At 63.1% G+C, this 19,964-nt stretch carries 24 protein-coding genes; 14 read left to right on the top strand and 10 right to left on the bottom strand.

What is annotated here, in order from left to right; all coding sequences use genetic code 11:
- Positions 1–27: 27 nt before the first annotated feature.
- Complete coding sequence (locus tag BLR24_RS02160; RefSeq protein ID WP_093011905.1) at positions 28–729, bottom strand: Bax inhibitor-1/YccA family protein; 702 nt, start codon at positions 727–729, stop codon at positions 28–30.
- A 162-nt stretch (positions 730–891) separates the two neighbouring features.
- Here BLR24_RS02160 and BLR24_RS02155 point away from each other — a divergent pair, with 162 nt between their 5' ends.
- Positions 892–1,299 (top strand): GlcG/HbpS family heme-binding protein, encoded by a 408-nt coding sequence (locus BLR24_RS02155; protein ID WP_093011902.1) that lies wholly within the window; start codon positions 892–894, stop codon positions 1,297–1,299.
- 177 nt (positions 1,300–1,476) lie between these two features.
- Here the strand turns inward: BLR24_RS02155 and hemP are convergent, their stop codons facing one another.
- The 5 genes from hemP to BLR24_RS02130 all read right to left on the bottom strand — a co-directional run bounded on the left by hemP (position 1,477) and on the right by BLR24_RS02130 (position 4,028).
- Positions 1,477–1,689, bottom strand: a complete 213-nt coding sequence (gene hemP / locus BLR24_RS02150; protein ID WP_028258860.1) for a hemin uptake protein HemP — start codon at positions 1,687–1,689, stop codon at positions 1,477–1,479.
- A 94-nt stretch (positions 1,690–1,783) separates the two neighbouring features.
- Entirely contained in the window at positions 1,784–2,197 is a 414-nt protein-coding gene (locus BLR24_RS02145; RefSeq protein ID WP_093011899.1) for an ExbD/TolR family protein, read from the bottom strand.
- Between the two features lie 5 nt (positions 2,198–2,202).
- The gene (locus tag BLR24_RS02140; protein WP_093011896.1) at positions 2,203–2,919 is read right to left on the bottom strand and encodes a MotA/TolQ/ExbB proton channel family protein; all 717 of its coding nucleotides are present in this window, start codon (positions 2,917–2,919) and stop codon (positions 2,203–2,205) included.
- A 22-nt stretch (positions 2,920–2,941) separates the two neighbouring features.
- Positions 2,942–3,646 (bottom strand): energy transducer TonB, encoded by a 705-nt coding sequence (locus BLR24_RS02135; RefSeq protein WP_254787133.1) that lies wholly within the window; start codon positions 3,644–3,646, stop codon positions 2,942–2,944.
- A 109-nt stretch (positions 3,647–3,755) separates the two neighbouring features.
- A complete protein-coding gene (locus tag BLR24_RS02130; RefSeq protein WP_093011893.1) occupies positions 3,756–4,028 on the bottom strand; it encodes a (2Fe-2S)-binding protein in 273 nt (90 codons plus the stop codon).
- Between the two features lie 395 nt (positions 4,029–4,423).
- Between BLR24_RS02130 and BLR24_RS02125 the strand changes: the two genes are divergently transcribed.
- From BLR24_RS02125 to BLR24_RS02110, 4 genes are read left to right on the top strand one after another with little or no spacing between them, the layout of a single operon-like run.
- Positions 4,424–6,754: a TonB-dependent receptor gene (locus BLR24_RS02125; protein ID WP_254787132.1), complete on the top strand. Its 2,331-nt coding sequence runs from the start codon at positions 4,424–4,426 to the stop codon at positions 6,752–6,754.
- 32 nt (positions 6,755–6,786) lie between these two features.
- The gene (locus BLR24_RS02120) at positions 6,787–7,473 is read left to right on the top strand and encodes a Fe2+-dependent dioxygenase (RefSeq protein WP_093011890.1); all 687 of its coding nucleotides are present in this window, start codon (positions 6,787–6,789) and stop codon (positions 7,471–7,473) included.
- A 37-nt stretch (positions 7,474–7,510) separates the two neighbouring features.
- Positions 7,511–7,807, top strand: a complete 297-nt coding sequence (locus tag BLR24_RS02115; protein WP_093011888.1) for a PepSY domain-containing protein — start codon at positions 7,511–7,513, stop codon at positions 7,805–7,807.
- Positions 7,808–7,818: 11 nt separating this feature from the next.
- Positions 7,819–8,373, top strand: coding sequence for a cytochrome b/b6 domain-containing protein (locus BLR24_RS02110; RefSeq protein ID WP_093011885.1), 555 nt, complete (start codon positions 7,819–7,821; stop codon positions 8,371–8,373).
- Positions 8,374–8,395: 22 nt separating this feature from the next.
- Here BLR24_RS02110 and bfr read toward each other — a convergent pair whose 3' ends face one another.
- On the bottom strand, positions 8,396–8,872 hold the full coding sequence (gene bfr, locus BLR24_RS02105) for a bacterioferritin (protein ID WP_093011882.1): 477 nt from the start codon (positions 8,870–8,872) through the stop codon (positions 8,396–8,398).
- Between the two features lie 243 nt (positions 8,873–9,115).
- On the opposite strand from bfr, the gene ahpC reads away from it, so the two are divergent.
- Positions 9,116–9,688: an alkyl hydroperoxide reductase subunit C gene (gene ahpC, locus BLR24_RS02100; RefSeq protein ID WP_093011879.1), complete on the top strand. Its 573-nt coding sequence runs from the start codon at positions 9,116–9,118 to the stop codon at positions 9,686–9,688.
- A gap of 89 nt (positions 9,689–9,777) precedes the next feature.
- The gene (gene ahpF, locus BLR24_RS02095) at positions 9,778–11,349 is read left to right on the top strand and encodes an alkyl hydroperoxide reductase subunit F (RefSeq protein ID WP_093011876.1); all 1,572 of its coding nucleotides are present in this window, start codon (positions 9,778–9,780) and stop codon (positions 11,347–11,349) included.
- 33 nt (positions 11,350–11,382) lie between these two features.
- On the opposite strand, the gene BLR24_RS02090 is transcribed toward ahpF, so the two are convergent.
- Complete coding sequence (locus BLR24_RS02090) at positions 11,383–12,204, bottom strand: posphoenolpyruvate synthetase regulatory kinase/phosphorylase PpsR (protein ID WP_093011873.1); 822 nt, start codon at positions 12,202–12,204, stop codon at positions 11,383–11,385.
- Between the two features lie 191 nt (positions 12,205–12,395).
- Between BLR24_RS02090 and ppsA the strand changes: the two genes are divergently transcribed.
- The 7 genes from ppsA (at position 12,396) to dnaB (ending at position 18,699) form a co-directional block, all read left to right on the top strand.
- Positions 12,396–14,789 (top strand): phosphoenolpyruvate synthase, encoded by a 2,394-nt coding sequence (ppsA, locus tag BLR24_RS02085; protein ID WP_093011870.1) that lies wholly within the window; start codon positions 12,396–12,398, stop codon positions 14,787–14,789.
- A 209-nt stretch (positions 14,790–14,998) separates the two neighbouring features.
- A complete protein-coding gene (locus BLR24_RS02080; RefSeq protein ID WP_093012752.1) occupies positions 14,999–15,541 on the top strand; it encodes a hypothetical protein in 543 nt (180 codons plus the stop codon).
- Positions 15,542–15,655: 114 nt separating this feature from the next.
- Positions 15,656–16,030 (top strand): 30S ribosomal protein S6, encoded by a 375-nt coding sequence (rpsF, locus tag BLR24_RS02075; protein ID WP_055804825.1) that lies wholly within the window; start codon positions 15,656–15,658, stop codon positions 16,028–16,030.
- Positions 16,031–16,034: 4 nt separating this feature from the next.
- The gene (priB, locus tag BLR24_RS02070) at positions 16,035–16,352 is read left to right on the top strand and encodes a primosomal replication protein N (RefSeq protein ID WP_235505142.1); all 318 of its coding nucleotides are present in this window, start codon (positions 16,035–16,037) and stop codon (positions 16,350–16,352) included.
- Between the two features lie 21 nt (positions 16,353–16,373).
- Positions 16,374–16,655, top strand: a complete 282-nt coding sequence (gene rpsR / locus BLR24_RS02065; RefSeq protein ID WP_007830781.1) for a 30S ribosomal protein S18 — start codon at positions 16,374–16,376, stop codon at positions 16,653–16,655.
- An 11-nt stretch (positions 16,656–16,666) separates the two neighbouring features.
- Complete coding sequence (gene rplI / locus BLR24_RS02060; protein WP_093011867.1) at positions 16,667–17,119, top strand: 50S ribosomal protein L9; 453 nt, start codon at positions 16,667–16,669, stop codon at positions 17,117–17,119.
- Between the two features lie 170 nt (positions 17,120–17,289).
- On the top strand, positions 17,290–18,699 hold the full coding sequence (gene dnaB / locus BLR24_RS02055) for a replicative DNA helicase (RefSeq protein ID WP_055804819.1): 1,410 nt from the start codon (positions 17,290–17,292) through the stop codon (positions 18,697–18,699).
- A 10-nt stretch (positions 18,700–18,709) separates the two neighbouring features.
- Here dnaB and BLR24_RS02050 read toward each other — a convergent pair whose 3' ends face one another.
- Positions 18,710–19,426: a helix-turn-helix transcriptional regulator gene (locus BLR24_RS02050; protein ID WP_093011864.1), complete on the bottom strand. Its 717-nt coding sequence runs from the start codon at positions 19,424–19,426 to the stop codon at positions 18,710–18,712.
- Between the two features lie 55 nt (positions 19,427–19,481).
- Positions 19,482–19,949: a GyrI-like domain-containing protein gene (locus BLR24_RS02045; RefSeq protein ID WP_093011861.1), complete on the bottom strand. Its 468-nt coding sequence runs from the start codon at positions 19,947–19,949 to the stop codon at positions 19,482–19,484.
- Between the last annotated feature and the right edge of the window lie 15 nt (positions 19,950–19,964).

Here is a 19,964-nt window from a genome sequence, read left to right as displayed (position 1 = left end):
GGCGCACGCGGCGCCTTGCTCGTTCGTTCAGTCGCGCTCGCCGCCGGCAATGCCCAGCAGGGCCAGCAGGCTCTGGAACACGTTGAACAGGTCCAGGTAGAGCGCCAGCGTGGCACTGATGTAGTTGGTCTCGCCGCCGTCCATGATCTGCTTCAGGTCATAGAGCATGAAGGCCGAGAAGATGCCGATGGCCGCCACCGAGATGGCCATCATGCCTGCGCTGGAGCCCACGAAGACGTTGATGATGGCGCCTACCATCAGCACCAGGGCGCCGACGAAGAGCCACTTGCCCATGCCGGACAGGTCGCGCTTGATGACGGTCGCCAACGAAGCCATCACGAAGAACACACCAGCGGTGCCGCCGAACGCGGTCATGACGAGCTCGGGGCCGTTCTTGAAGCCCAGCACCATCGCGATCAGGCGCGACAGCATGAGGCCCATGAAGAACGTGAAGGCCAGCAGCACTGGCACACCAGCGGCGGAGTTCTTGGTCTTTTCGATGGCGAACATGAAACCGAAAGCGCCGCCGAGGAAAACCATGAGGCCGAGGCCGCCCGTGAGGGAGCGCGTGATGCCGGTGCTGACGCCGATCCAGGCGCCCAGCACGGTGGGGAGCATGCTCAGTGCAAGCAGCCAGTAGGTGTTGCGCAGCACGCGTTGGCGTTCAGCCTGCGGCAGCACCTGGCCGTAGCCGGTGGAAGTGTCGAGGGTGGTAACGCGGTCGTTCATGGCCGTAGCTCCTTTGATTGCTGCAGTGATGCAGTTGGGCGCATTCTAGGGGTCTGCAAGAGGGGGCAGCGAAAAGACCGTATGGGCGATGGTCCTAAGCCTCGTCGGGGTTTCGGGCGCTTTGGCCGTTATGCTGTCGGGTTTTACGAACCTGCTCCCATCATGAAGACCAAGTCCTTCCTCGAACTCGTCGACGTCAAGGCCATTGCCGCCGCGGCCGAAGCCGAAGCCCTCAAGAACAACTGGGCCGTGACCATTGCCATTTCCGACGACGCCGGCAACCTGCTCTGGCTCCAGCGCCTGGACGGCGCCGCGGCACTGTCGTCGCACATTGCGCCTGCCAAGGCCCACACGGCTGCCATGGGCCGCCGCGAGAGCAAGGTCTACGAAGACATCATCAACGGCGGCCGCACGGCGTTTCTCACGGCGCCTGCGGTGCAGGGCCTGCTCGAAGGCGGCGTGCCCATCGTCAAGGACGGCCAGGTGATCGGCGCCGTCGGCGTGAGCGGCGTCAAGTCGAACGAAGATGCCCAGATTGCCAAGGCTGGCATCGCGGCGCTCGGCCTCTGAGAACCTGAAGCCACAAAGCAAGACGCCGACCAAGGGTCGGCGTTTTTGGTTGAGTGCTCAGCGTGGAAAAAAAGCTTGGCTAGTCGGCGAACCGTTGGCTAGCAAAAAACGACCCTCGGAGATGAAATCTCCTCAAGTCGCCCCACGATGAAACTTGCGCGAGGGGCGGGCTGATTTTTACTTGGTAAGAATCAGCTTGCCGAGTTTGGTGGCCTGGAGCCGATAGAGGGAACCGTTGTGCATGATGCCCACGGTCTTGCTTCCTTTGAGAAGCTCCGTGCTTTCGACCAAGGGCGCCGGACGGGCGGCCTGGATGGATGCATGACCGCCACCCGATTGATCGAGCGAAGGATGGCTCAGAACAGAAAAGGCGTTGGGCTTGGCTTGCATTTGAAATTCCCTTATCGAAGCGATGAGTGAATGATAATGATTCGCAATAAAAAGTCAATCGCGGCGATCAACTTTTTTTCTTGCGCGCAGTGGCCTATTTCGCGTCGGGCTCGGTAATGAAGCCGATCTTGCGCACGCCGGCTTCCCGCGCCTGTGACATCGCCTTGGCCACGCGCTCGTAGCGGACGGCCTTGTCGCCACGGATGTGCAGCTCGGGCTGCGGGTTCTTGGCGGCCTCGGCTGCCAAGCGGGCGGGCAACTCCCCATCTTCGACCTTCTGCTCGTTCCAGTAGTAGCTGCCGTCGGCCGTGATGCTGAACAGGATGTTCTGCGGCTTGGGCTGCTCGGGCTCGCTGGTGGCGCGGGGCAGGTCGATGTTGACTGCGTGCTTCATCACCGGCACGGTGATGATGAAGATGATCAGGAGCACCAGCATGACGTCGACCAGCGGCGTCATGTTGATCTCGTTCATCACCTCATCGGGTTCGTCCTGGGTACCAAAAGCCATGATGCTCAGCCCTTCTTGAGCGGGACCACGATGGCGTCGCCCGTGCCGCTTTGCACGCGTGCGCCGGTCACGAAGTAGGCGTGCAGGTCATGCGCAAAGCTGTTGAGCTTGGTCAGCACGAACTTGTTGCCGCGCACCAGCGCGTTGTAGCCCAGCACCGCAGGAATGGCCACCGCGAGGCCCAGGGCCGTCATGATCAGCGCTTCGCCGATCGGGCCCGCCACCTTGTCGATGGTGGCCTGGCCGGCCGTGCTGATGCTCATGAGCGCGTGATAGATGCCCCAGACGGTTCCGAACAGGCCGATGAAAGGGGCCGTCGAGCCCACCGACGCCAGGATGGCCAGGCCGGTCTGGAGGCGGGCGGTGAATGCGTCGATGCCGTTGCGCAATGCGCGCGTGATCCAGTCGCTCACATCCAGGGCGTCATGCAAATGAGCCTTGGTGTTGCGGTGGTGAGCAGCCGCTTCGCGGCCTTCGAGCGCGAGCGCGCGAAACGGGTTTCCGTCGTCCTTGCCGAGCTTGTTCAGCGCGGTTGCGAAGTCTTCGCTGTGCCAGAAATCCTGCGAGTGCTTGGCAAGACGCTTGTATTTGATGACGTCGAGGGCCTTGATGATGATCACGATCCACGACACAAGCGACATGCCGATCAACAGCACCGCGACGGCCTTGGTGACGAAATCGCCCTGGTTCCAGACGTTCATCAAGCCGAATTGGGAATCCATACGAAGTTGCTCCAGAGAAAAATTAGTTCAGTTTGAATGAGAAGGGCGCCCGCAGAAGGTAGGTGGTCTGCGCGTTGCCTCCCGTTTGCCTGAAAGGGGTGACCTGGGCGGTCCGGGCGGCGCTGAGCGCCGCTTCGTCGAGCCGTTCGAATCCGCTGGACTTGAAGAGTTCGACCCGCTTGGCGAAGCCTTCGCTGTCGAAATAGATCGAGACGACGGTGGTTCCGGATTCGCCCAGTCGCTTGCTCATGCTGGGAAAGACGAGCTTGGGCTCCCTGACGTAGCGCGTCTGGCCTTCCGTAATCTCGATCGTCCGCGGTGCGGGCGGCGCTGGCGGGGCTGGCGGCGGCGCCGGGGGAGCGGGCGGCGCTGGAGCTTCTGCCACAGGTGCCGGCGCGGGCGGAGGAGGTTCGGGCACGCCCACGGGAGCGGCGGGCGCAGGTGTCGGCTTGGGCTCACGAACCGCAACAGGTCGCGGCGGAGGCTTGACGGCCTCCGGCTTGCGCTGCGGCGGCGGGGGAGGAGGGGGCGGCGGTTCGGCCGGCTTGGGCGGCTCGACGAACTGGCTCAGTATTTCGACGGGGATCACCACTTCGGCGGCGCGGCGCAGCAGGCCGCTTTGCAGCGCCCACAGCGCAGCCGCATGAAACAGGATCACGCCCCCGGCAATGAGTGCATTGCGCGAGAGGCCCAGAACGGAGGGGGGAGGGGCAAAGCGGTCAGACACGATCAACCATTCGAATGCGGGCACGCCGAAACGTGCCCCGATTGCAGCAAAACCGCTACGACTACTGTTTACTTACGAAAGATCCACCAGACCGAACCTGCAACGAAGATCAGGCTGCCGCCGAGAGCCGAGAAGAGTTCCATGCCTTGCTTTCCGAGATGGAGGTGGCAAGCTGGATCGCACTCGTTCCCGATTCGCGGTTCAGCGCGGCGACCGGATGCGAGGCGCTGCACTGCGCGACGATATCGCGCGCACAACCTTCACATTGGCCACACTGGGTGGCCACGCCAAGCTCGAACTGGACTTCGTCGAAAGTCATGCCCGCTCGCACGTGACGTGCGATTTCACGGTCGGAGACTCGGCGGCAGACGCAAACGATCATGGCGGTGAAAGCGGCAGTTGGCTGGCTGGTTGAAGTTCGAGCCAATTATAAATACGAATCTCTCGCATTTTCAATAACTATCCTGAAGATAGGTCTTCGGTACTGGTTCGGATCGGTGTTGCTGCCTTGCAACGGCGAATCTCAATGCGAATGATTAAGAACTACGTTCGCACTACACTTCAGCCCGATTTCGGCAAGCCACACCGGTGCAAGCACCGATGCAAGCCAGCCATTCCATCTAAAAACCAGCCGTTTGGGCTTTCTGGGAGGTTATCTTGGCCAATGTCGTTCGTCGGCGCGCGCGTGTGTCGCGCCCCGTGTCTTCTTCTGCTCCTGCCGTGGGCGCCCTGAATGCCGCACCGCGAGAAGCGGCAATGCTGCCTTTCGGAGCCCTGATGCTGGCTGCCTCCGTCAGCAGCTGGGCGCAAACACCGCCGGCCACGGTGCAGGGCGGAACGCTGGGCACCGTCACGGTGACGGAGCAGGCCGAGACGCAAGGCAAGGACCAGGTCCAGACCAAGAAGACCAACATCGGCAAGGGCACGCAAGAGATTCGCGACATTCCCCAGTCGATCAACGTCATCACCGAAAAACTGATCGACGACGTCAAGCTCGATACGCTTCGCGACGCCTTGCACTATTCGGCCGGCATCACCTTCGCCGCGACCGAAAACGGCACCGACCAGGACATCCGGCTGCGCGGTTTTCCCGTGGCAACCGTTGGCGACTTGCTCATCGACGGCATGCGCGATCCCTCGCAATACGATCGCGACACCTTCAACCTCGAGCGCGTCGAGGTGCTGCGCGGTTCGGCATCGATGATCTTCGGACGCGGTTCCACCGGCGGCGTCATCAACCAGGTGACCAAGAAGCCCTTGCTTGCCGACCAGACCGACGTGGAAGCAACCGTCGGCTCGCGCGGCTACTACCGCACGACGGCCGACTTCAATGTGCGCACCGGCGAAACTTCGGCGCTGCGCATCAATGGCATGTGGAACAAGGCCGACAACGGCGGCGCCAAGGTCGACAAGTACGGCATTGCGCCTTCGTACAGCTGGGGCATGGGCACGGCCAATGAATTTACCGTCGGGCTGTTTCACCTGAACGTGGACAACGTCCCTCTGTCGGCGGTTCGCTGGGTGGCGACCGGCCGCCAAGGCATCACCGGCTACAACGCGAGCGGCGTGCCCACCATCGGCAGCCTGGGAACGATCGCACCGATCAAGCCCGGCAGCTTCTATGGCACCACGGCCGACAAGCTTCTCGGCCAAGCCACGTACGGCACGGCTTCCTGGCTCCACCGTTTCGATGACGGCGGCGAGCTGCGCACGCAGGTGCGGTCGGGCACCTTCGACCGCAACCAGTGGTCCACCGCAGCCGGCGCCAGCACCACGTTCGGCGCGCCAACCACGCTCGCGAACTTCGGCGACTACACGGTGCTCACGCGCAGCGGCCTCACGCCGCGCAAGGACGAATACAAAGGCACGTACCTGCAGAGCGACTACAGCAAGGAGCTGAACTGGGGCGGGATGAAGCACCAGTTGCTGGCCGGTGTCGACGCCTCGAAGGAGGAAGCGAGCCGCTACCAGAACGATGCCTTCTTCAACAACAGCTTCCGCGGCCGCACGCTGGGATCGCGAGCCAACACCTTCGTCGGCACGCCGAACGATGGTGCTGGCCTGAGCGGCACGTTCGTGGAGCCGGTGTACCGCGACTCGAGTTCGTATTCCGCCAAGTCGATCGGCCTCTACCTGCAGGACCTGGTCCAGGTTGCACCCGACTGGAAGATTCTGGGCGGCGTTCGCTACGACCGGCTCAGCGGCGACTTCAACCAGTACAACTATACGAACCCCGCGTGCGTGAGGCCCACCCCCGCGCCGCGCGGCTATACGCAAACGGCAAACTGTACCGATCCGCGTGAGCGCTACTCCGCCGGCAGCCCGCTGCCGACGGTGGCGACCACCCATTTGTCGCAGGGCGCCTGGAGCTACCGCGCTGGCGTGCTCTATCAGCCTTCGACCACGCAGTCGTATCACCTGTCGTACAGCACGTCGTTCAATTCGTCGGCTGACACCTACCAATATGTGTCGCCCCAGACTGCCGGGACCCCGCCCGAGAAGAGCCGCAACATCGAACTCGGCACCAAGCTCGACTGGCTCGATGGCAAGCTGTCGACGCGCGCGGCCCTCTTCCGTACCGAGAAGACCAACGAGCGCACCACCGATTCGGACTTTGCAAGCACTTCCTACCTGCTGTCGGGCAAACGCCATTCGCAGGGTCTCGAACTCGACGTGGTCGGCCGCCTGACCTCGCAGTGGGAAGTCTATTTCTCGTACTCCTACATCCCGAAGGCAACCATCGACCAGGTCGGCAGCACCGCGACGCCGGGCACCGTCGGCTCGCGCGTCGGCCTGACCCCCAAGCACAGCGGCGCCGCATGGATCAGCTACCAGGCCACGCCCAAGTTCCGCATTGCGGGCGGCGTGCGCGGCGCATCCGAGAACCGGCCGCTGCAAGGCGCCAGCGGCGCCGCCAGCCTGTCCAACAGCACCCCGGGCTACGTGGTGGGCGACATGATGCTCGAGTACAAGTTCACCCCCGACCTGTATGCGCAGCTCAACGTCAACAATGTGACGAACAAGCTCTACGGCGATCAGCTCTATCCGGGCTTCGCGATTGCCGGTGCCAAGCGCACGGTGCTCTTCACGGTTGGTGCACGTTTCTAGAATAGACCGGCATAACCGATCTTCCGCTTTTCATGCTCTTGCACATTCGCGAAGTCCTCTCGCCTGACGAAGTCCGCCAGGCCCGGGAAATCCTGGGCCAAGCACCCTGGGAAGATGGCCGCCTGACTGCAGGCGAGCAGTCGGCCAAGGCGAAGAACAACGAGCAGCTGAGGGAAGACTGCGAAGAAACCCGCGCGGTCCAACAATTGCTGCTGCGCGGGCTTGAGCGGCATCAGGTTTTCTTCTCGGCCGCGCTGCCAAAGCAGATTTCGCCGCCGCTGTTCAACCGCTACGGCGGTGCGTCGAACAGCTTCGGCAATCATGTGGACAGCGCGGTCCGGTTTCTGCGCGATGGCACGGGGCGGGTGCGCACCGACATTTCGTGCACCTTGTTCCTGGCCGAGCCCGACGAATACGACGGCGGCGAACTCGTGATCGAAGACACTTTCGGCACCCAGCGCGTCAAGCTCGCAGCGGGCGACATGGTGCTCTATCCTGGCACCAGCGTTCACCGGGTGCTTCCCGTCACTCGCGGATATCGCCTGGCGAGCTATTTCTGGATCCAGAGTATGGTGCGCAGCGACGAGCAGCGCCGCCTGCTGTTCGAAATGGACAACCACCTGCGCCATCTCCGCAGCCAATATGGCGAGACCGATCCGGGCGTGATCGGGCTCACCAGCACTTATCACAACCTGCTGCGCATGTGGCTCGACATCTGAGCCGCGGCGTGGCGCCTGCAATGCCGGGAGACCCTTCATGAACAAGTCACTTCTTTGTGTGGCGGCTGCAGCGGCCGTCCTCTGGTCCGCGTCCGCATCCGCTCAGTTCGTCGAGCACGACGCGGTCAAGTGCGCGCCGGTTCCCAAGGAAGAAATGCGTCCGCAGATGGAACTGCAGCGCAAACTGACCGGCGAAGGCTGGAAGGTGCGCCAGATCAAGAACTTCAATGGCTGCTACGAGGTCTACGGCTTCGACGAGAAAGGCCAGCGCGCCGAGGCGTTCTTCGATCCCAAGACCTTCGAGAAGGTCGGACAGGTCAAGCAGCCTTCCTGAGGCGCCGCGCGGTGCATGCGGTTTCCGGGCGTCCATCGACGCGGGTCTGGGCGCTTTGGCTGCGTGCAACACACTGGGCGCTGGTGGCCACCATTGCTGTGGCATGGTTCAGCGGCGAGGCGCTGCTGCGGCAGCATGAATGGGCGGGCTACGCGGCACTGGCCCTGGTCGCGGGCCGCTGCATCGGCGGAGGACTTGGCGGGCGCTACGCGAGATTCCGCCAGTTCGTTCGTTCGCCTTCAGAAGTGCGGCGCTATGCGGGCGAGGTGCTTGCCCGGCGAGAAAAGCGCTATGTGGGCCACAACCCGCTGGGTGGCTGGATGGTCGTTGCCTTGCTGGCCACGGTGGCTGCCGTCGGCGTCACGGGCTGGATGTACTCGCTCGACATGTTCTGGGGACTGGCGTGGGTGGAATGGCTCCACCGCGCATTGGCCTGGACGCTGGTGGCGCTGATTGCCCTGCATCTGGCCGGTGTCGTTTTCACGAGCTGGCGGCACAGGGAGAACCTAGTGGCTGCCATGCTCAGCGGTCGCAAGCGACCGCAGGCGCCGGGCGACGTCGATTGACGATTACGCCCGGCCTCGCCGATCAGCTGAGCTCGCCCATCTGCGATTGCAGGTAGTTCTGCAGGCCGACCTTGTCGATCAGCTCGATCTGGGTTTCGAGAAAGTCGATGTGCTCTTCGGTGTCGTCCAGGATTTCCTGCAGCAGGTCGCGTGAGACGTAGTCGCGCACCGTTTCGCAGTAGGCAATGCCGTCCTTGATGGTGGCTTGCGCGCCGGTTTCGGCGCCCAGGTCGCAGCCCAGCAGCTCGGGCACGTCTTCGCCGATGTTCAGCTTGCCCAGGTCCTGCAGATTCGGCAGGCCGTCGAGCATGAAGATGCGGTCCATCAGCTTGTCGGCGTGCTTCATTTCGCCGATCGATTCCTCGTATTCCTTCTTCGCCAGCTTGTCCAGGCCCCAATGCTTGAGCATGCGGTAGTGGAGGAAGTACTGGTTGATTGCGGTGAGCTCGTTCTTGAGCTGCGCCTGCAGATGTTCGATGACCTTGGGGTCGCCCTTCATGGTTTTTCCTTATTCTGAAAGCACCGATTGTGAGAGGGGCGAGCGGGCACTTGCAAGCAATCCCATGCTGCGCCGGTCTGCATGCGTTTGATGGTGATACACGTTCGTATTCGTTGGCGGCGGCTCTATCGCAAACATAGCAAGCTCCAATACTTTTGATAGCTCATAACTATTAAAAACAACAGATTGGTAGTTATACTCATGACTCGTTCTCTTCATCAGCCACCACCAAGGAAACAGTAAATGTCCCTGATCAACACCGAAATCATTCCCTTTAAGGCCACCGCGTATCACAACGGCAAGTTCGTGCCCGTCAGCAACGAAAACTTCAAGGGCAAATGGTCGGTCGTGGTGTTCTACCCGGCTGACTTCACGTTCGTGTGCCCCACCGAACTCGGCGACCTCGCCGACCATTACGCAGAATTCCAGAAGCTCGGCGTCGAGATCTATGGCGTGTCGACCGATACCCACTTCACCCACAAGGCATGGCACGACACCTCGGACACCATCGGCAAGGTCAAGTACCCGCTGATCGGCGACCCCAGCCAGCAACTGTCGCGCGCCTTCCAGGTGTTGATCGAAGAAGGCGAAGACGCCGGTCTCGCCTACCGCGGCACCTTCGTGATCGACCCCGAAGGCAAGATCAAGACCATCGAAGTGCACGACAACGGCATCGGCCGCGATGCCGCCGAACTGCTGCGCCGCGTGAAGGCTGCCCAGTACGTCGCCGCCCACCCCGGTGAAGTCTGCCCCGCCAAGTGGACCGAAGGCGCCGAAACGCTGAAGCCTTCGTTCGACCTCGTCGGCAAGATCTAAGCGTTCCGCGCGAAAGCCCGGGCGCTCACGAGGCCCCGGGCTTTTTTGTTCCTCGTTGATAGTTTTAAGATATCGAAAGTGATTTCGCCATGCTCGACGCCAGCACCAAAGCCCAATTGAAGACTTATCTCGAGCGCGCCACGCAGCCGATCGAGATCGTCGCCTCGCTCGACGACGGCAAGGCCTCGGGCGAATTGCTGTCGCTGCTGAAGGACGTCGCAGAAGCATCGCCGCTGGTCAAGCTGACCGAAAGCCGCGGCGATAACCATCGCAAGCCTTCTTTCTCGGTCAACCGTCCGAGCGAGAACCACGGCCCGCGCTTTGCCGGCCTGCCGATGGGCCATGAATTCACGTCGCTGATCCTTGCGCTGCTGCAGATCGGCGGCTATCCCCCGAAAGTCGAAGAAGCCGTGCTCGAGCAGATTCGCGCGCTCGACGGCGACTTCGAGTTCGAGATCTACGTTTCGCTCACCTGCCACAACTGCCCCGACGTGGTCCAGGCGCTGAACCTGATGGCGGTGCAGAACCCGCGCATCCGCACCACGATGATCGAAGGCGGCACCTTCCAGGACGAGGTCAAGGAACGCCAGGTCATGGCCGTGCCCACCGTGTTCCTGAATGGCACCGAGTTCGGCCAGGGCCGCATGAGCCTGGAAGAGATCCTTGCGAAGATCGATACCAGCGGCGTCGAACGCGAGGCAAAGAAGATCGCCGCCAAGGACCCGTTCGACGTGTTGATCGTCGGCGGCGGCCCGGCCGGTGCCGCGGCTGCCGTATATGCGGCGCGCAAGGGCATTCGCACCGGCGTGGCATCCGAGCGCTTCGGCGGCCAGGTGCTCGACACGCTGGGGATCGAGAACTTCATCTCGATCAAGGAAACCGAAGGACCGAAGTTCGCCCATGCGCTCGAAGAACACGTGCGCGACTACGACGTCGACATCATGAACCTGCAGCGCGCCAAGGCATTGGTGCCGGGCAGGGACCTGATCGAGGTACAGCTCGAAAGCGGCGCTTCCTTGAAGAGCAAGTCGATCATCATCTCGACCGGCGCCCGCTGGCGCAACATCAACGTGCCCGGCGAGCACGAGTTCAAGAACAAGGGCGTGGCGTATTGCCCGCATTGCGACGGCCCGCTGTTCAAGGGCAAGCGCGTGGCCGTGATCGGCGGGGGCAATTCGGGCGTCGAAGCGGCGATCGACCTGGCCGGCATCGTGGGCCACGTCACGCTGATCGAGTTCGACACCGCGCTGCGCGCCGATGCCGTGCTGCAGCGCAAGCTCAAGAGCCTCAAGAACGTCGACGTGTTCACCAACGCGCAGACCACCGAGATCACCGGCGACCAGAAGGTCAATGGCCTGGTCTACAAGGACCGCGCAACGGGTGAGCTGAAGAAGGTCGAGCTCGAAGGCGTGTTCATCCAGATCGGCCTGGTGCCCAACACCGATTGGCTCAAGGGCGTGGTCGAGCTGACGAAGCACGGCGAGATCGTGGTCGACGCCAGAGGGCAGACCTCGGTGCCGGGCGTGTTCGCGGCGGGCGACGTGACCACCGTGCCGTTCAAGCAGATCATCATTGCGGCCGGCGACGGCGCGAAGGCGGCGCTGGGCGCGTTCGACCACCTGATCCGCACCTCGGCACCGGCCGAGCAGATTGCTGCCTGAACGCGGCAGCGACGGGCTGACCGGGCGGCAGGTTCAATAAACCAGCCGTTCCGGCTTCAGCTCCTGGAGGATGGTGGTGGCAATTTCCTCGATCGACTTGGTCGTCGTCGAAAGCCACCGGATGCCTGCCCGGCGCATCATCGCCTCGGCCTCTGCCACCTCGTGGCGGCAGTTTTCGAGGCTGGCGTAGCGCGAATCGGGCCGGCGCTCGTTGCGGATCTGGCTCAGCCGCTCCGGCTGGATCGTGAGCCCGAAGATCTTCTTGCGATAGGGCATCAGGGCCGGCGGCAGCTGGCGACGCTCGAAATCTTCCGGAATCAGCGGGTAGTTGGCCGCCTTCAGGCCGTGCTGCATTGCCAGATAGAGAGACGTGGGCGTCTTGCCGCTGCGGCTCACACCCACCAGGATCACGTCCGCGCCCTCGAGGTCGCGGTTGCTCTGGCCGTCGTCGTGCGCCAGGCTGAAATCGATGGCTGCAATGCGGGCGTCGTATTCCTTGCTCTTGCTGGCGTCGCTGAAGCGTCCGATGCGGTGGTTCGATTTGACCGCCAGCTCGATCTCAAGCGGCCGCACAAAGGTGCCGAACATGTCGAGCAGCATGCCTTTGCACCCGGTTTCGATGACTTCGAGCACCTCCATGTTCGCCAGAGTCGTGAAGACAATAGGGCGCACGCCTTCCAGTTCGGCCGTGTGGTTGATCTGCCGCACCGCCTGATGCGCCTTGTCGACCGTATCGGTGAAAGGCAGCCGCACGTGGCGCGGTTTCATCTCGAACTGGGCCAGCACGGCGTTACCGAAAGTTTCGGCGGTGATGCCGGTACCGTCGGATATGAAGAAAACAGTGCGTGTGTGCATGGTGTTGCTCTTGCGGCCTTGTCCTGCGGCGCATGCAATCTCGCCGCGCCTACAATCCGGGCCATTATCGGGAATCCGCTTTCCCTTGCCCCAATTCTTTCCATGCACACCGCGCCCGCACCCAAAGCAACGAGAACGATCGTGCCGCGCCGCCTGCATGCAGCACCGGTTTCAACTTCTGGAGCTTTCCCATGTCTGCACTTTTCGACGCGACCGCCCTGGTCGTACCGTTTGAAAACCTGAGGATGACCGACGTCGAGTCGGTCGGCGGCAAGAACGCCAGCCTCGGCGAAATGATCTCCCAACTGCCGCAAGGCGTGCGGGTGCCCACGGGTTTCGCGACCACGGCGCATGCGTTCCGCCAGTTCCTGGCCCACGACGGGCTGGCCGACAAGATCAGCAAGCGGCTTGCCGCGCTGGACACCGAGGATGTGCGGGCGCTGGCCGCGGCCGGCGCCGAAATCCGCGCCATGGTCGAGGCCCAGCCTTTTCCGGCCGACTTGCAGAAAGCCATTGCCGAGGCTTTTGCGAAGCTGAGCGCGGGCAACTCGGCCGCTTCGTTCGCCGTGCGCTCCTCGGCCACGGCCGAAGACCTGCCGGACGCTTCTTTTGCCGGCCAGCAGGAAACCTTCCTCAACGTGGTCGGCATCGAAGACGTGCTGCACAAGATGAAGGAGGTGTTCGCCTCCCTCTACAACGACCGCGCCATCAGCTACCGCGTGCACAAGGGCTTCGAGCACGACGTGGTCGCGCTCTCGGCCGGCGTGCAGCGCATGGTCCGTTCCGACCTCGGCGCGGCCGGCGTGATGTTCACCATCGACACCGAATCGGGCTTTGAAGACGTGGTGTTCATCACCTCCAGCTACGGGCTGGGCGAAACGGTGGTGCAGGGCGCCGTGAACCCCGACGAGTTCTACGTGCACAAGCCCACGCTGCGCGCCGGCAAGCGGGCGGTGATCCGTCGCAACCTCGGCTCCAAGCTGATCCAGATGGAATTCGCGACGCCCGAAGAGAAAAAGGCGACCGGCAAGCTGGTGAAGACCACCGACGTCAAGGCCGAGCAGCGCAACCGTTATTCGCTCAGCGACGCCGATGTCGAGCTGCTTGCCAAGTACGCGCTGGTCATCGAAGAACACTATGGCCGCCCGATGGACATCGAGTGGGGCAAGGACGGCACCGACGGCCAGCTCTACATCCTGCAGGCGCGGCCCGAAACCGTGAAGAGCCAGCAGCAAGGCAAGGCCGAGCAACGCTACAAGCTGCTGGGCAAGGGGACAGTGCTCGCCGAAGGCCGTGCCATCGGCCAGAAGATCGGCACCGGCCCGGTTCGGCTCGTGCACAACATCAGCGAGATGGACAAGGTGCAGGCCGGCGACGTGCTCGTCACCGACATGACCGACCCCAACTGGGAGCCGGTGATGAAGCGCGCCGCTGCCATCGTCACCAACCGCGGCGGGCGCACATGCCATGCGGCCATCATTGCGCGCGAGCTCGGCATTCCCGCAGTAGTGGGTTGCGGCGATGCCACCGACCTTCTGAAGGAAGGCACCCTGGTGACCGTGAGTTGCGCTGAAGGCGACACCGGCTTCATCTACGACGGCCTGCTCGAGACCGAGGTGACCGAGGTTCAGCGCGGCGTGATGCCGGAGATCGACATCCAGTTGATGATGAACGTGGGCAACCCGCAGCTGGCTTTCGACTTCGCGCAGCTGCCGAACCACGGCGTCGGCCTGGCGCGGCTCGAGTTCATCATCAACAACAACATCGGCGTGCACCCGAAGGCGATCCTCGACTATCCGAACGTCGACAACGACCTGAAGAAAGCCGTCGAGTCGGTGGCCCGCGGCCATGCGTCGCCGCGCGCCTTCTATGTCGACAAGGTGGCCGAAGGCATCGCGACCATCGCGGCGGCCTTCTGGCCCAAGAAGGTCATCGTGCGTCTGTCCGACTTCAAGTCGAACGAGTACCGCAAGCTGATCGGCGGCAGCCGCTACGAGCCGGAAGAAGAAAACCCGATGCTCGGCTTCCGCGGCGCCGCCCGCTACCTGAGCAAGGATTTCGGCGAGGCCTTTGCCATGGAATGCGAGGCGCTGAAACGCGTGCGCAATGACATGGGCCTCGTCAACGTGCAGATCATGGTGCCTTTCGTGCGCACACTGGGCCAGGCCGAACGCGTGACCACGCTCCTTGGCGAGCACGGCCTGAAGCGCGGCGAGAACGAACTCAAGCTGATCATGATGTGCGAGGTGCCTAGCAATGCGATCCTGCCCGAGGAATTCCTGAAGTTCTTCGACGGTTTCTCGATCGGCTCGAACGACCTGACCCAGCTCACGCTCGGCCTGGACCGCGACTCGGGGCTCGAGCTTCTGGCCGCCGATTTCGACGAGCGCGACCCTGCCATCAAGGCGCTGCTGAGCCGCGTCATCAAGGCCTGCAAGGCCGAGGGCAAGTACGTCGGCATCTGCGGCCAGGGCCCCAGCGACCATCCGGACTTCGCGCTTTGGCTGGCGGAACAGGGAATCGAGTCGATTTCTCTCAATCCGGACAGCGTGATCGACACCTGGCAGCAGCTCGCCAAGCGTTGATGGGGCAGGGGCCATCGCGCCCCTGTCGCGCGGCAGCCACGACAGACGCCCCCACCGGGAATTCCCGCGCCGATGCCTGCAAGAATTGAATCAGAATGTGTTACTAGTGTCAGGCCCGTGAACTCATGGGCTTGGCCGGTCGCTTGCGGACTGCGCATGGCGAAACCGCTCGTCGCCGCACCCGCCGGCATTTTGCGGAAGAAACCATCATGATTCTTGTCAAGACAGAAGCCGGACAGCAGGTTCTCAAAGATCGTTCGGTACCCCTTTCGCCGCGCCAGCGTACCGCCTTCATCCTGTTCGACGGCAAGCGCTCGGTCGACGAAGTGCTTGCCGGAACGGGCATTGCGCGCGAAGAAATCGACCAGCTGGTCACGCTGGGCCTCCTCGGGTCGGCCGCCGGCAGCAGCAAGCCGGCCGTTCCGGCCACGGCACCTGAACCTCCGGCCGCGAGCAGGGCGCCCGCAGCTGCAACGTCGTCAGCAACGCCATCATCAGCGCCATCATCAGCGCCCACGCCAAAGCCGGCCGAATCCCCGCCGTCTGCCGGGCGCAGCAGACAGCAGCGCTACAAGGATGCTTATCCCATCGCCACCCAGCTGACGGGTGCCCTCGGGCTGAAGGGCTTCCGCCTCAACCTGCAGGTCGAGGGCACCACCAGCTACGAAGATCTGGCGGCGCTGGCGCCCAAGATACGCGCCGCCGTCGGCCCAGAGAAGGCCGCCGCGCTCGACAAGGCCTTGAACGACTGAAGCTGGACAGGTGCTGCACCAGCAGTGCTACAATAGCCGGCTTTGCCTTGCCACACTGCGCCCGACGCTGCAGGTGGCTTTTCCTCTTCTACGGAAGAATCCACAAGGAGTGCCATGCGTCACTACGAAATCATTTTGCTGATCCACCCGGATCAGAGCGAACAAGTTCCGGCCATGCTGGAGCGTTACAAGGGCCTCATCACGGCCGGCGGTGGCAAGATCCACCGCGTTGAAGACTGGGGCCGCCGCCAGCTGGCGTACCAGATCAACAAGCTCAACAAGGCGCACTACCTGTGCGTCAACATTGAAGCCGAGCAAACCGTGATGGGCGAACTCGAACACGCGTTCAAGTTCAACGATGCCGTGCTGCGTCACCTCACCGTTCAGAAGAAGAAGGCCGACACCGGTCCTTCGTCGATGATGAAGACGGTCGAGCGCGAAGAAGCCCGCAAGGCCCAGCAGGCCGAATACGCCGCCAACAACAGCTGATGGCGTGACCGCTGCCGCTGCTGCGGCAACCGGGGTCAATCAGCTTCTGCTGACAGCCTCTGTTGCCGAACTCGGAGCCTTGCGATACACGCCGGCCGGCCTTCCCGCCATCGACCTGAAGCTCGAACACGAGTCGACGCTTCAGGAGGCAGGAAAAGCCAGGCAGGTGAAAACGGCCCTCAAGGCCGTTGCCTTCGGCGCCATCGCCGAACGGCTCGCAACGCAGTCGATGGGAAGCCTCTGGCGATTTCAGGGTTTTCTCGCGACACCGGGCAACGGCAAGCATCCGGTCCTGCACATCCAGGATTTTCAGCAAGATTAATTTTCGACAAGAGGTCCCCAAATGGCCACGTTCAAGAAATTCAACAAAGACAAGCGCCCGAAGCGCAACACCCAGTCGCTGCTGTTCAAGCGCAAGCGCTTCTGCCGTTTCACCGTCGCTGGCGTCGAGGAAATCGACTACAAGGACATCGACACGCTGCGTGACTTCATCAGCGAAAACGGCAAGATCATCCCCGCACGCCTGACCGGCACGCGCGCGATCTACCAGCGCCAGCTCAACACCGCGATCAAGCGCGCGCGCTTCCTCGCGATGGTGCCGTACAGCGACCAGCACCGCGTCTAAGGAGCCGTACCATGCAAATCATTCTTCTGGACAAGGTTCTGAACGTCGGTGCCCTGGGCGATATCGTCAAGGTCAAGGACGGCTATGCCCGCAACTTCCTGATCCCGACGGGCCGCGCCCGCCGCGCTACCGCTGCCAACAAGGCCGAATTCGAAGCCAAGCGCGTCGAACTCGAAAAGGCTGCGGCCGCCAAGCTGGCTGAAATGCAAGCCCAGGGCGAGAAGCTCGGCGGCACGACCGTCAAGCTGACCCAAAAGGCCGGCGTCGACGGCCGTCTGTTCGGCTCGGTCACCAACGGCGACATCGCCGAAGAGCTCGGCAAGCAAGGCTACAAGGTTGCGAAGTCGCAAGTGCGCCTGCCCAACGGCCCGATCAAGGTCGTCGGCGACAGCACCGTGAGCGTTGCGCTGCACACCGACGTGGTGGTCGACATCACCGTCACGGTCTACGGCGAAACCGCCTGATCGTCCACAGCGCCTTGCGCGCTGCCGCAAAAGCCGCCCTCGGGCGGCTTTTGTCTTTTTGCGCACCGGTTCTCCCGGTCGGTGCACTGAAAGATCACCGTTTATTCACAACCTTGTCCACACACGCCAGCGCGTGTGCGGCTTAGCATGCAGGGTTGCAAGGGAAGTCCATGTCCGCCGTTTTCTCCTATGCCGACAATGACCCGTCGGCCGATCGCCAAGTCGCCAAACTCCGCATTCCGCCTCACTCGATCGAGGCCGAGTCGAGTGTGCTTGGCGGTCTGCTGCTCGACAACGGCGCGTGGGACCGCATGGGCGACCTGCTGGTGGACGGCGACTTCTACCGCCATGAGCACAAGCTGATCTACGCCGCCATCGGCGGGTTGATCAATGCCAGCAAGCCAGCCGACGTCATTACCGTCTACGAGCAGCTGCAGGGCCTCGGCAAGGCCGAGGAAATCGGCGGACTGGTGTATTTGAACTCGCTCGCTCAATACGTGCCGAGCGCGAGCAACATCCGCCGCTATGCGGAGATCGTGCGCGAGCGCTCCATCCTGCGAAAGCTGGTCTCCGCGAGCGACGAGATCGCGACCAACGCCTTCAACACGCAAGGCAAGTCGGTCGACAAGATACTGGACGAGGCCGAGCAGAAGATCTTCAACATCGGCGAAGAGGGCACGCGGATGAAGCAGGGCTTCCAGAGCATGGATGCCCTGGTGGTCGAACTGCTCGACCGCGTGACCGAGATGGCGGAGAACCCGAACGATATCACCGGCGTGCGCACCGGCTTCTACGAGTTCGACAAGATGACCTCGGGCCTGCAGCCGGGCGACATGATCGTGCTGGCCGCGCGTCCTTCCATGGGCAAGACCTCGCTGGCCATCAACATCGCCGAGCACGTGGCACTCAACGAAGGGCTGCCGGTGGCGGTCTTCTCGATGGAAATGGGCGCTTCGCAGCTCGCGGTGCGTATCGTCGGTTCGATCGGGCGCATCGACCAGGGGCACCTGCGCACTGGCAAGCTCAGCGACGAAGAGTGGCCGCGCCTGACCGAGGCTATCGAGAAGCTGCGCAACGTGTCGCTGCACATTGACGAGACGCCGGGCCTCACCACCAGCGAACTGCGCGCGAATGCGCGCCGCCTGGCGCGGCAGTACGGACGGCTCGGCCTGATCGTGGTCGACTACCTCCAGCTCATGAGCGTGTCGACCAGCATGAACGACGAAAACCGCGCCACGGCGGTGGGCGAAATTTCGCGCGGCCTGAAGATGCTCGCCAAGGAGCTCAAGTGCCCGGTGATCGCGCTGTCGCAGTTGAGCCGCGGCGTTGAAAGCCGCACCGACAAGCGCCCCATGATGAGCGACCTGCGCGAATCCGGCGCCATCGAGCAGGACGCGGACATCATCATGTTCATTTACCGCGACGACTACTACGACAAGAACAGCAAGGAGCCGGGCGTGGCCGAGGTGATCATCAGCAAGCACCGGAACGGACCCACGGGCACCGTCAAGCTGACCTTCCTCAAGCCGCTCACCAAGTTCGAGAATATGGCCAGCTACGGCAGCAACGACGACTACTGACGCTGCCCGGCTATTGTGGTTGCTGCTCGAGCCGCTTTGCTTCCGCCGAGCGGGCCTTCACCTGGCGCAGCATGTCGGCCAGCGTCTTGCCCGCTTCGTCGCGAAAGAGCTCTGGCAGCACCTCGACCGCGTCCATGCGGTCGATGCGAAAGCCCCGGAAGTCGTTGCGCAGTTCGCACCAGGTCGAGAGCGTCCAGACCTTGCCCCAGTAGAAGCAGCCGAGCGGACGCACGATGCGTTCGCTCGCATCCCCCGACACGTCGCGGTAGTTCAGGCGCAGCTTGTGGCGCGCTTCCACCGCCTCGCGCAAGGTCTGGAGCCGGTTGCGCATCGCGTCGTCCAGACCCAGTGCGGGCGCGTAGAGCGCCAGCGCTTCCGCCGAGACGCGCGCGGCCGGCGGCAGCACCGAGAGAATCTTGCCCAGCCCGGTTTCGATGTTGCGCGCCAGCGCCGGATCGACCCAGCTCTGTGCGAGCCGCGCCGCGGCCACGAGCGCTGAAGCCTCCTCCTGCGTGAACATCAGCGGCGGCAGCTCGAAGCCCGCGCCGAGCCGGTAGCCCACGCCGGCTTCGCCTTCGATCGGCACGCCCTGGTGCTGCAGATCGGCCACGTCGCGATACACCGTGCGCTCCGACACTTCCAGGCGCTGCGCAAGGAAGGCGGCCGTGGTGAGCCGGCGGCCGCGGATCAGCTGCACGAGCTGGAAGAGGCGGTCGGCGCGGCGCATCAGCGCGCTCCTTGCAATTTTGGCGCGACCTCGCCGGGCCAGCCCTGGGGTGTACTCATGAAACTCCGATGTGGATCGCCACCTTGTCCGGCCCCTCGTAGGCTTCGAAATCGCTGCGGTAGCGGCGCGTGATTTCCGGGTGCGCCTCGAAATACTGCCAGATGCGCTCCCAGGTGGCGATCACCATCTGCGGCATTTCACCCTGGCCCTCGAAGACGAGGTAGTCGCCGGGCTCGATGGCCACGCTGCCCGTTGCATCCGCGACGGCCACGCCTACCGTCACGTCGAAGGCGCCATGAGCATCGGATTCGTAGCTGGAATAGACGCCGAAGATGCGGGCATCGCCTGTGCGATCGGGCGTCGACCGGTAGGTCTCTTCGCCGAAGAAGCGATTCCACAGCGCGCCGATGCGGGCGGTCGCGGGATCGTCCTCCGCGCGGTTGGTCGTTCGGCCGGTGAGTCCTGCGACGTGGAAAGCGCCATGATGCTGGCGGAAGGGTTCCATCGGGTGTGTCTTCTGCATGGGTGATGTCGGGAT

It is taken from the genome of Variovorax sp. OV700, assembly GCF_900099805.1.
In the GTDB taxonomy this organism is placed as follows: Bacteria; Pseudomonadota; Gammaproteobacteria; order Burkholderiales; family Burkholderiaceae_C; genus Variovorax.
Note: the sequence above shows the minus strand (reverse complement) of the source record. Positions and strands in the feature narration are given on the sequence as shown.

What these genes read in the sequence shown, in the direction of transcription:
- BLR24_RS02090 (WP_093011873.1), bottom strand. Translation starts at nt 12,204, where the DNA reads ATGCACACACGCACTGTTTTCTTCATATCCGACGGTACCGGCATCACC.
- rpsF (WP_055804825.1), top strand. Translation starts at nt 15,656, where the DNA reads ATGCGTCACTACGAAATCATTTTGCTGATCCACCCGGATCAGAGCGAA.
- rplI (WP_093011867.1), top strand. Translation starts at nt 16,667, where the DNA reads ATGCAAATCATTCTTCTGGACAAGGTTCTGAACGTCGGTGCCCTGGGC.
- dnaB (WP_055804819.1), top strand. Translation starts at nt 17,290, where the DNA reads ATGTCCGCCGTTTTCTCCTATGCCGACAATGACCCGTCGGCCGATCGC.
- BLR24_RS02140 (WP_093011896.1), bottom strand. Translation starts at nt 2,919, where the DNA reads ATGGATTCCCAATTCGGCTTGATGAACGTCTGGAACCAGGGCGATTTC.
- BLR24_RS02160 (WP_093011905.1), bottom strand. Translation starts at nt 729, where the DNA reads ATGAACGACCGCGTTACCACCCTCGACACTTCCACCGGCTACGGCCAG.
- BLR24_RS02050 (WP_093011864.1), bottom strand. Translation starts at nt 19,426, where the DNA reads ATGCGCCGCGCCGACCGCCTCTTCCAGCTCGTGCAGCTGATCCGCGGC.
- bfr (WP_093011882.1), bottom strand. Translation starts at nt 8,872, where the DNA reads ATGAAGGGCGACCCCAAGGTCATCGAACATCTGCAGGCGCAGCTCAAG.
- BLR24_RS02130 (WP_093011893.1), bottom strand. Translation starts at nt 4,028, where the DNA reads ATGATCGTTTGCGTCTGCCGCCGAGTCTCCGACCGTGAAATCGCACGT.
- BLR24_RS02125 (WP_254787132.1), top strand. Translation starts at nt 4,424, where the DNA reads ATGCTGGCTGCCTCCGTCAGCAGCTGGGCGCAAACACCGCCGGCCACG.
- BLR24_RS02155 (WP_093011902.1), top strand. Translation starts at nt 892, where the DNA reads ATGAAGACCAAGTCCTTCCTCGAACTCGTCGACGTCAAGGCCATTGCC.
- ahpF (WP_093011876.1), top strand. Translation starts at nt 9,778, where the DNA reads ATGCTCGACGCCAGCACCAAAGCCCAATTGAAGACTTATCTCGAGCGC.
- BLR24_RS02080 (WP_093012752.1), top strand. Translation starts at nt 14,999, where the DNA reads ATGATTCTTGTCAAGACAGAAGCCGGACAGCAGGTTCTCAAAGATCGT.
- rpsR (WP_007830781.1), top strand. Translation starts at nt 16,374, where the DNA reads ATGGCCACGTTCAAGAAATTCAACAAAGACAAGCGCCCGAAGCGCAAC.
- BLR24_RS02145 (WP_093011899.1), bottom strand. Translation starts at nt 2,197, where the DNA reads ATGGCTTTTGGTACCCAGGACGAACCCGATGAGGTGATGAACGAGATC.
- ppsA (WP_093011870.1), top strand. Translation starts at nt 12,396, where the DNA reads ATGTCTGCACTTTTCGACGCGACCGCCCTGGTCGTACCGTTTGAAAAC.
- BLR24_RS02115 (WP_093011888.1), top strand. Translation starts at nt 7,511, where the DNA reads ATGAACAAGTCACTTCTTTGTGTGGCGGCTGCAGCGGCCGTCCTCTGG.
- BLR24_RS02045 (WP_093011861.1), bottom strand. Translation starts at nt 19,949, where the DNA reads ATGCAGAAGACACACCCGATGGAACCCTTCCGCCAGCATCATGGCGCT.
- hemP (WP_028258860.1), bottom strand. Translation starts at nt 1,689, where the DNA reads ATGCAAGCCAAGCCCAACGCCTTTTCTGTTCTGAGCCATCCTTCGCTC.
- BLR24_RS02120 (WP_093011890.1), top strand. Translation starts at nt 6,787, where the DNA reads ATGCTCTTGCACATTCGCGAAGTCCTCTCGCCTGACGAAGTCCGCCAG.
- ahpC (WP_093011879.1), top strand. Translation starts at nt 9,116, where the DNA reads ATGTCCCTGATCAACACCGAAATCATTCCCTTTAAGGCCACCGCGTAT.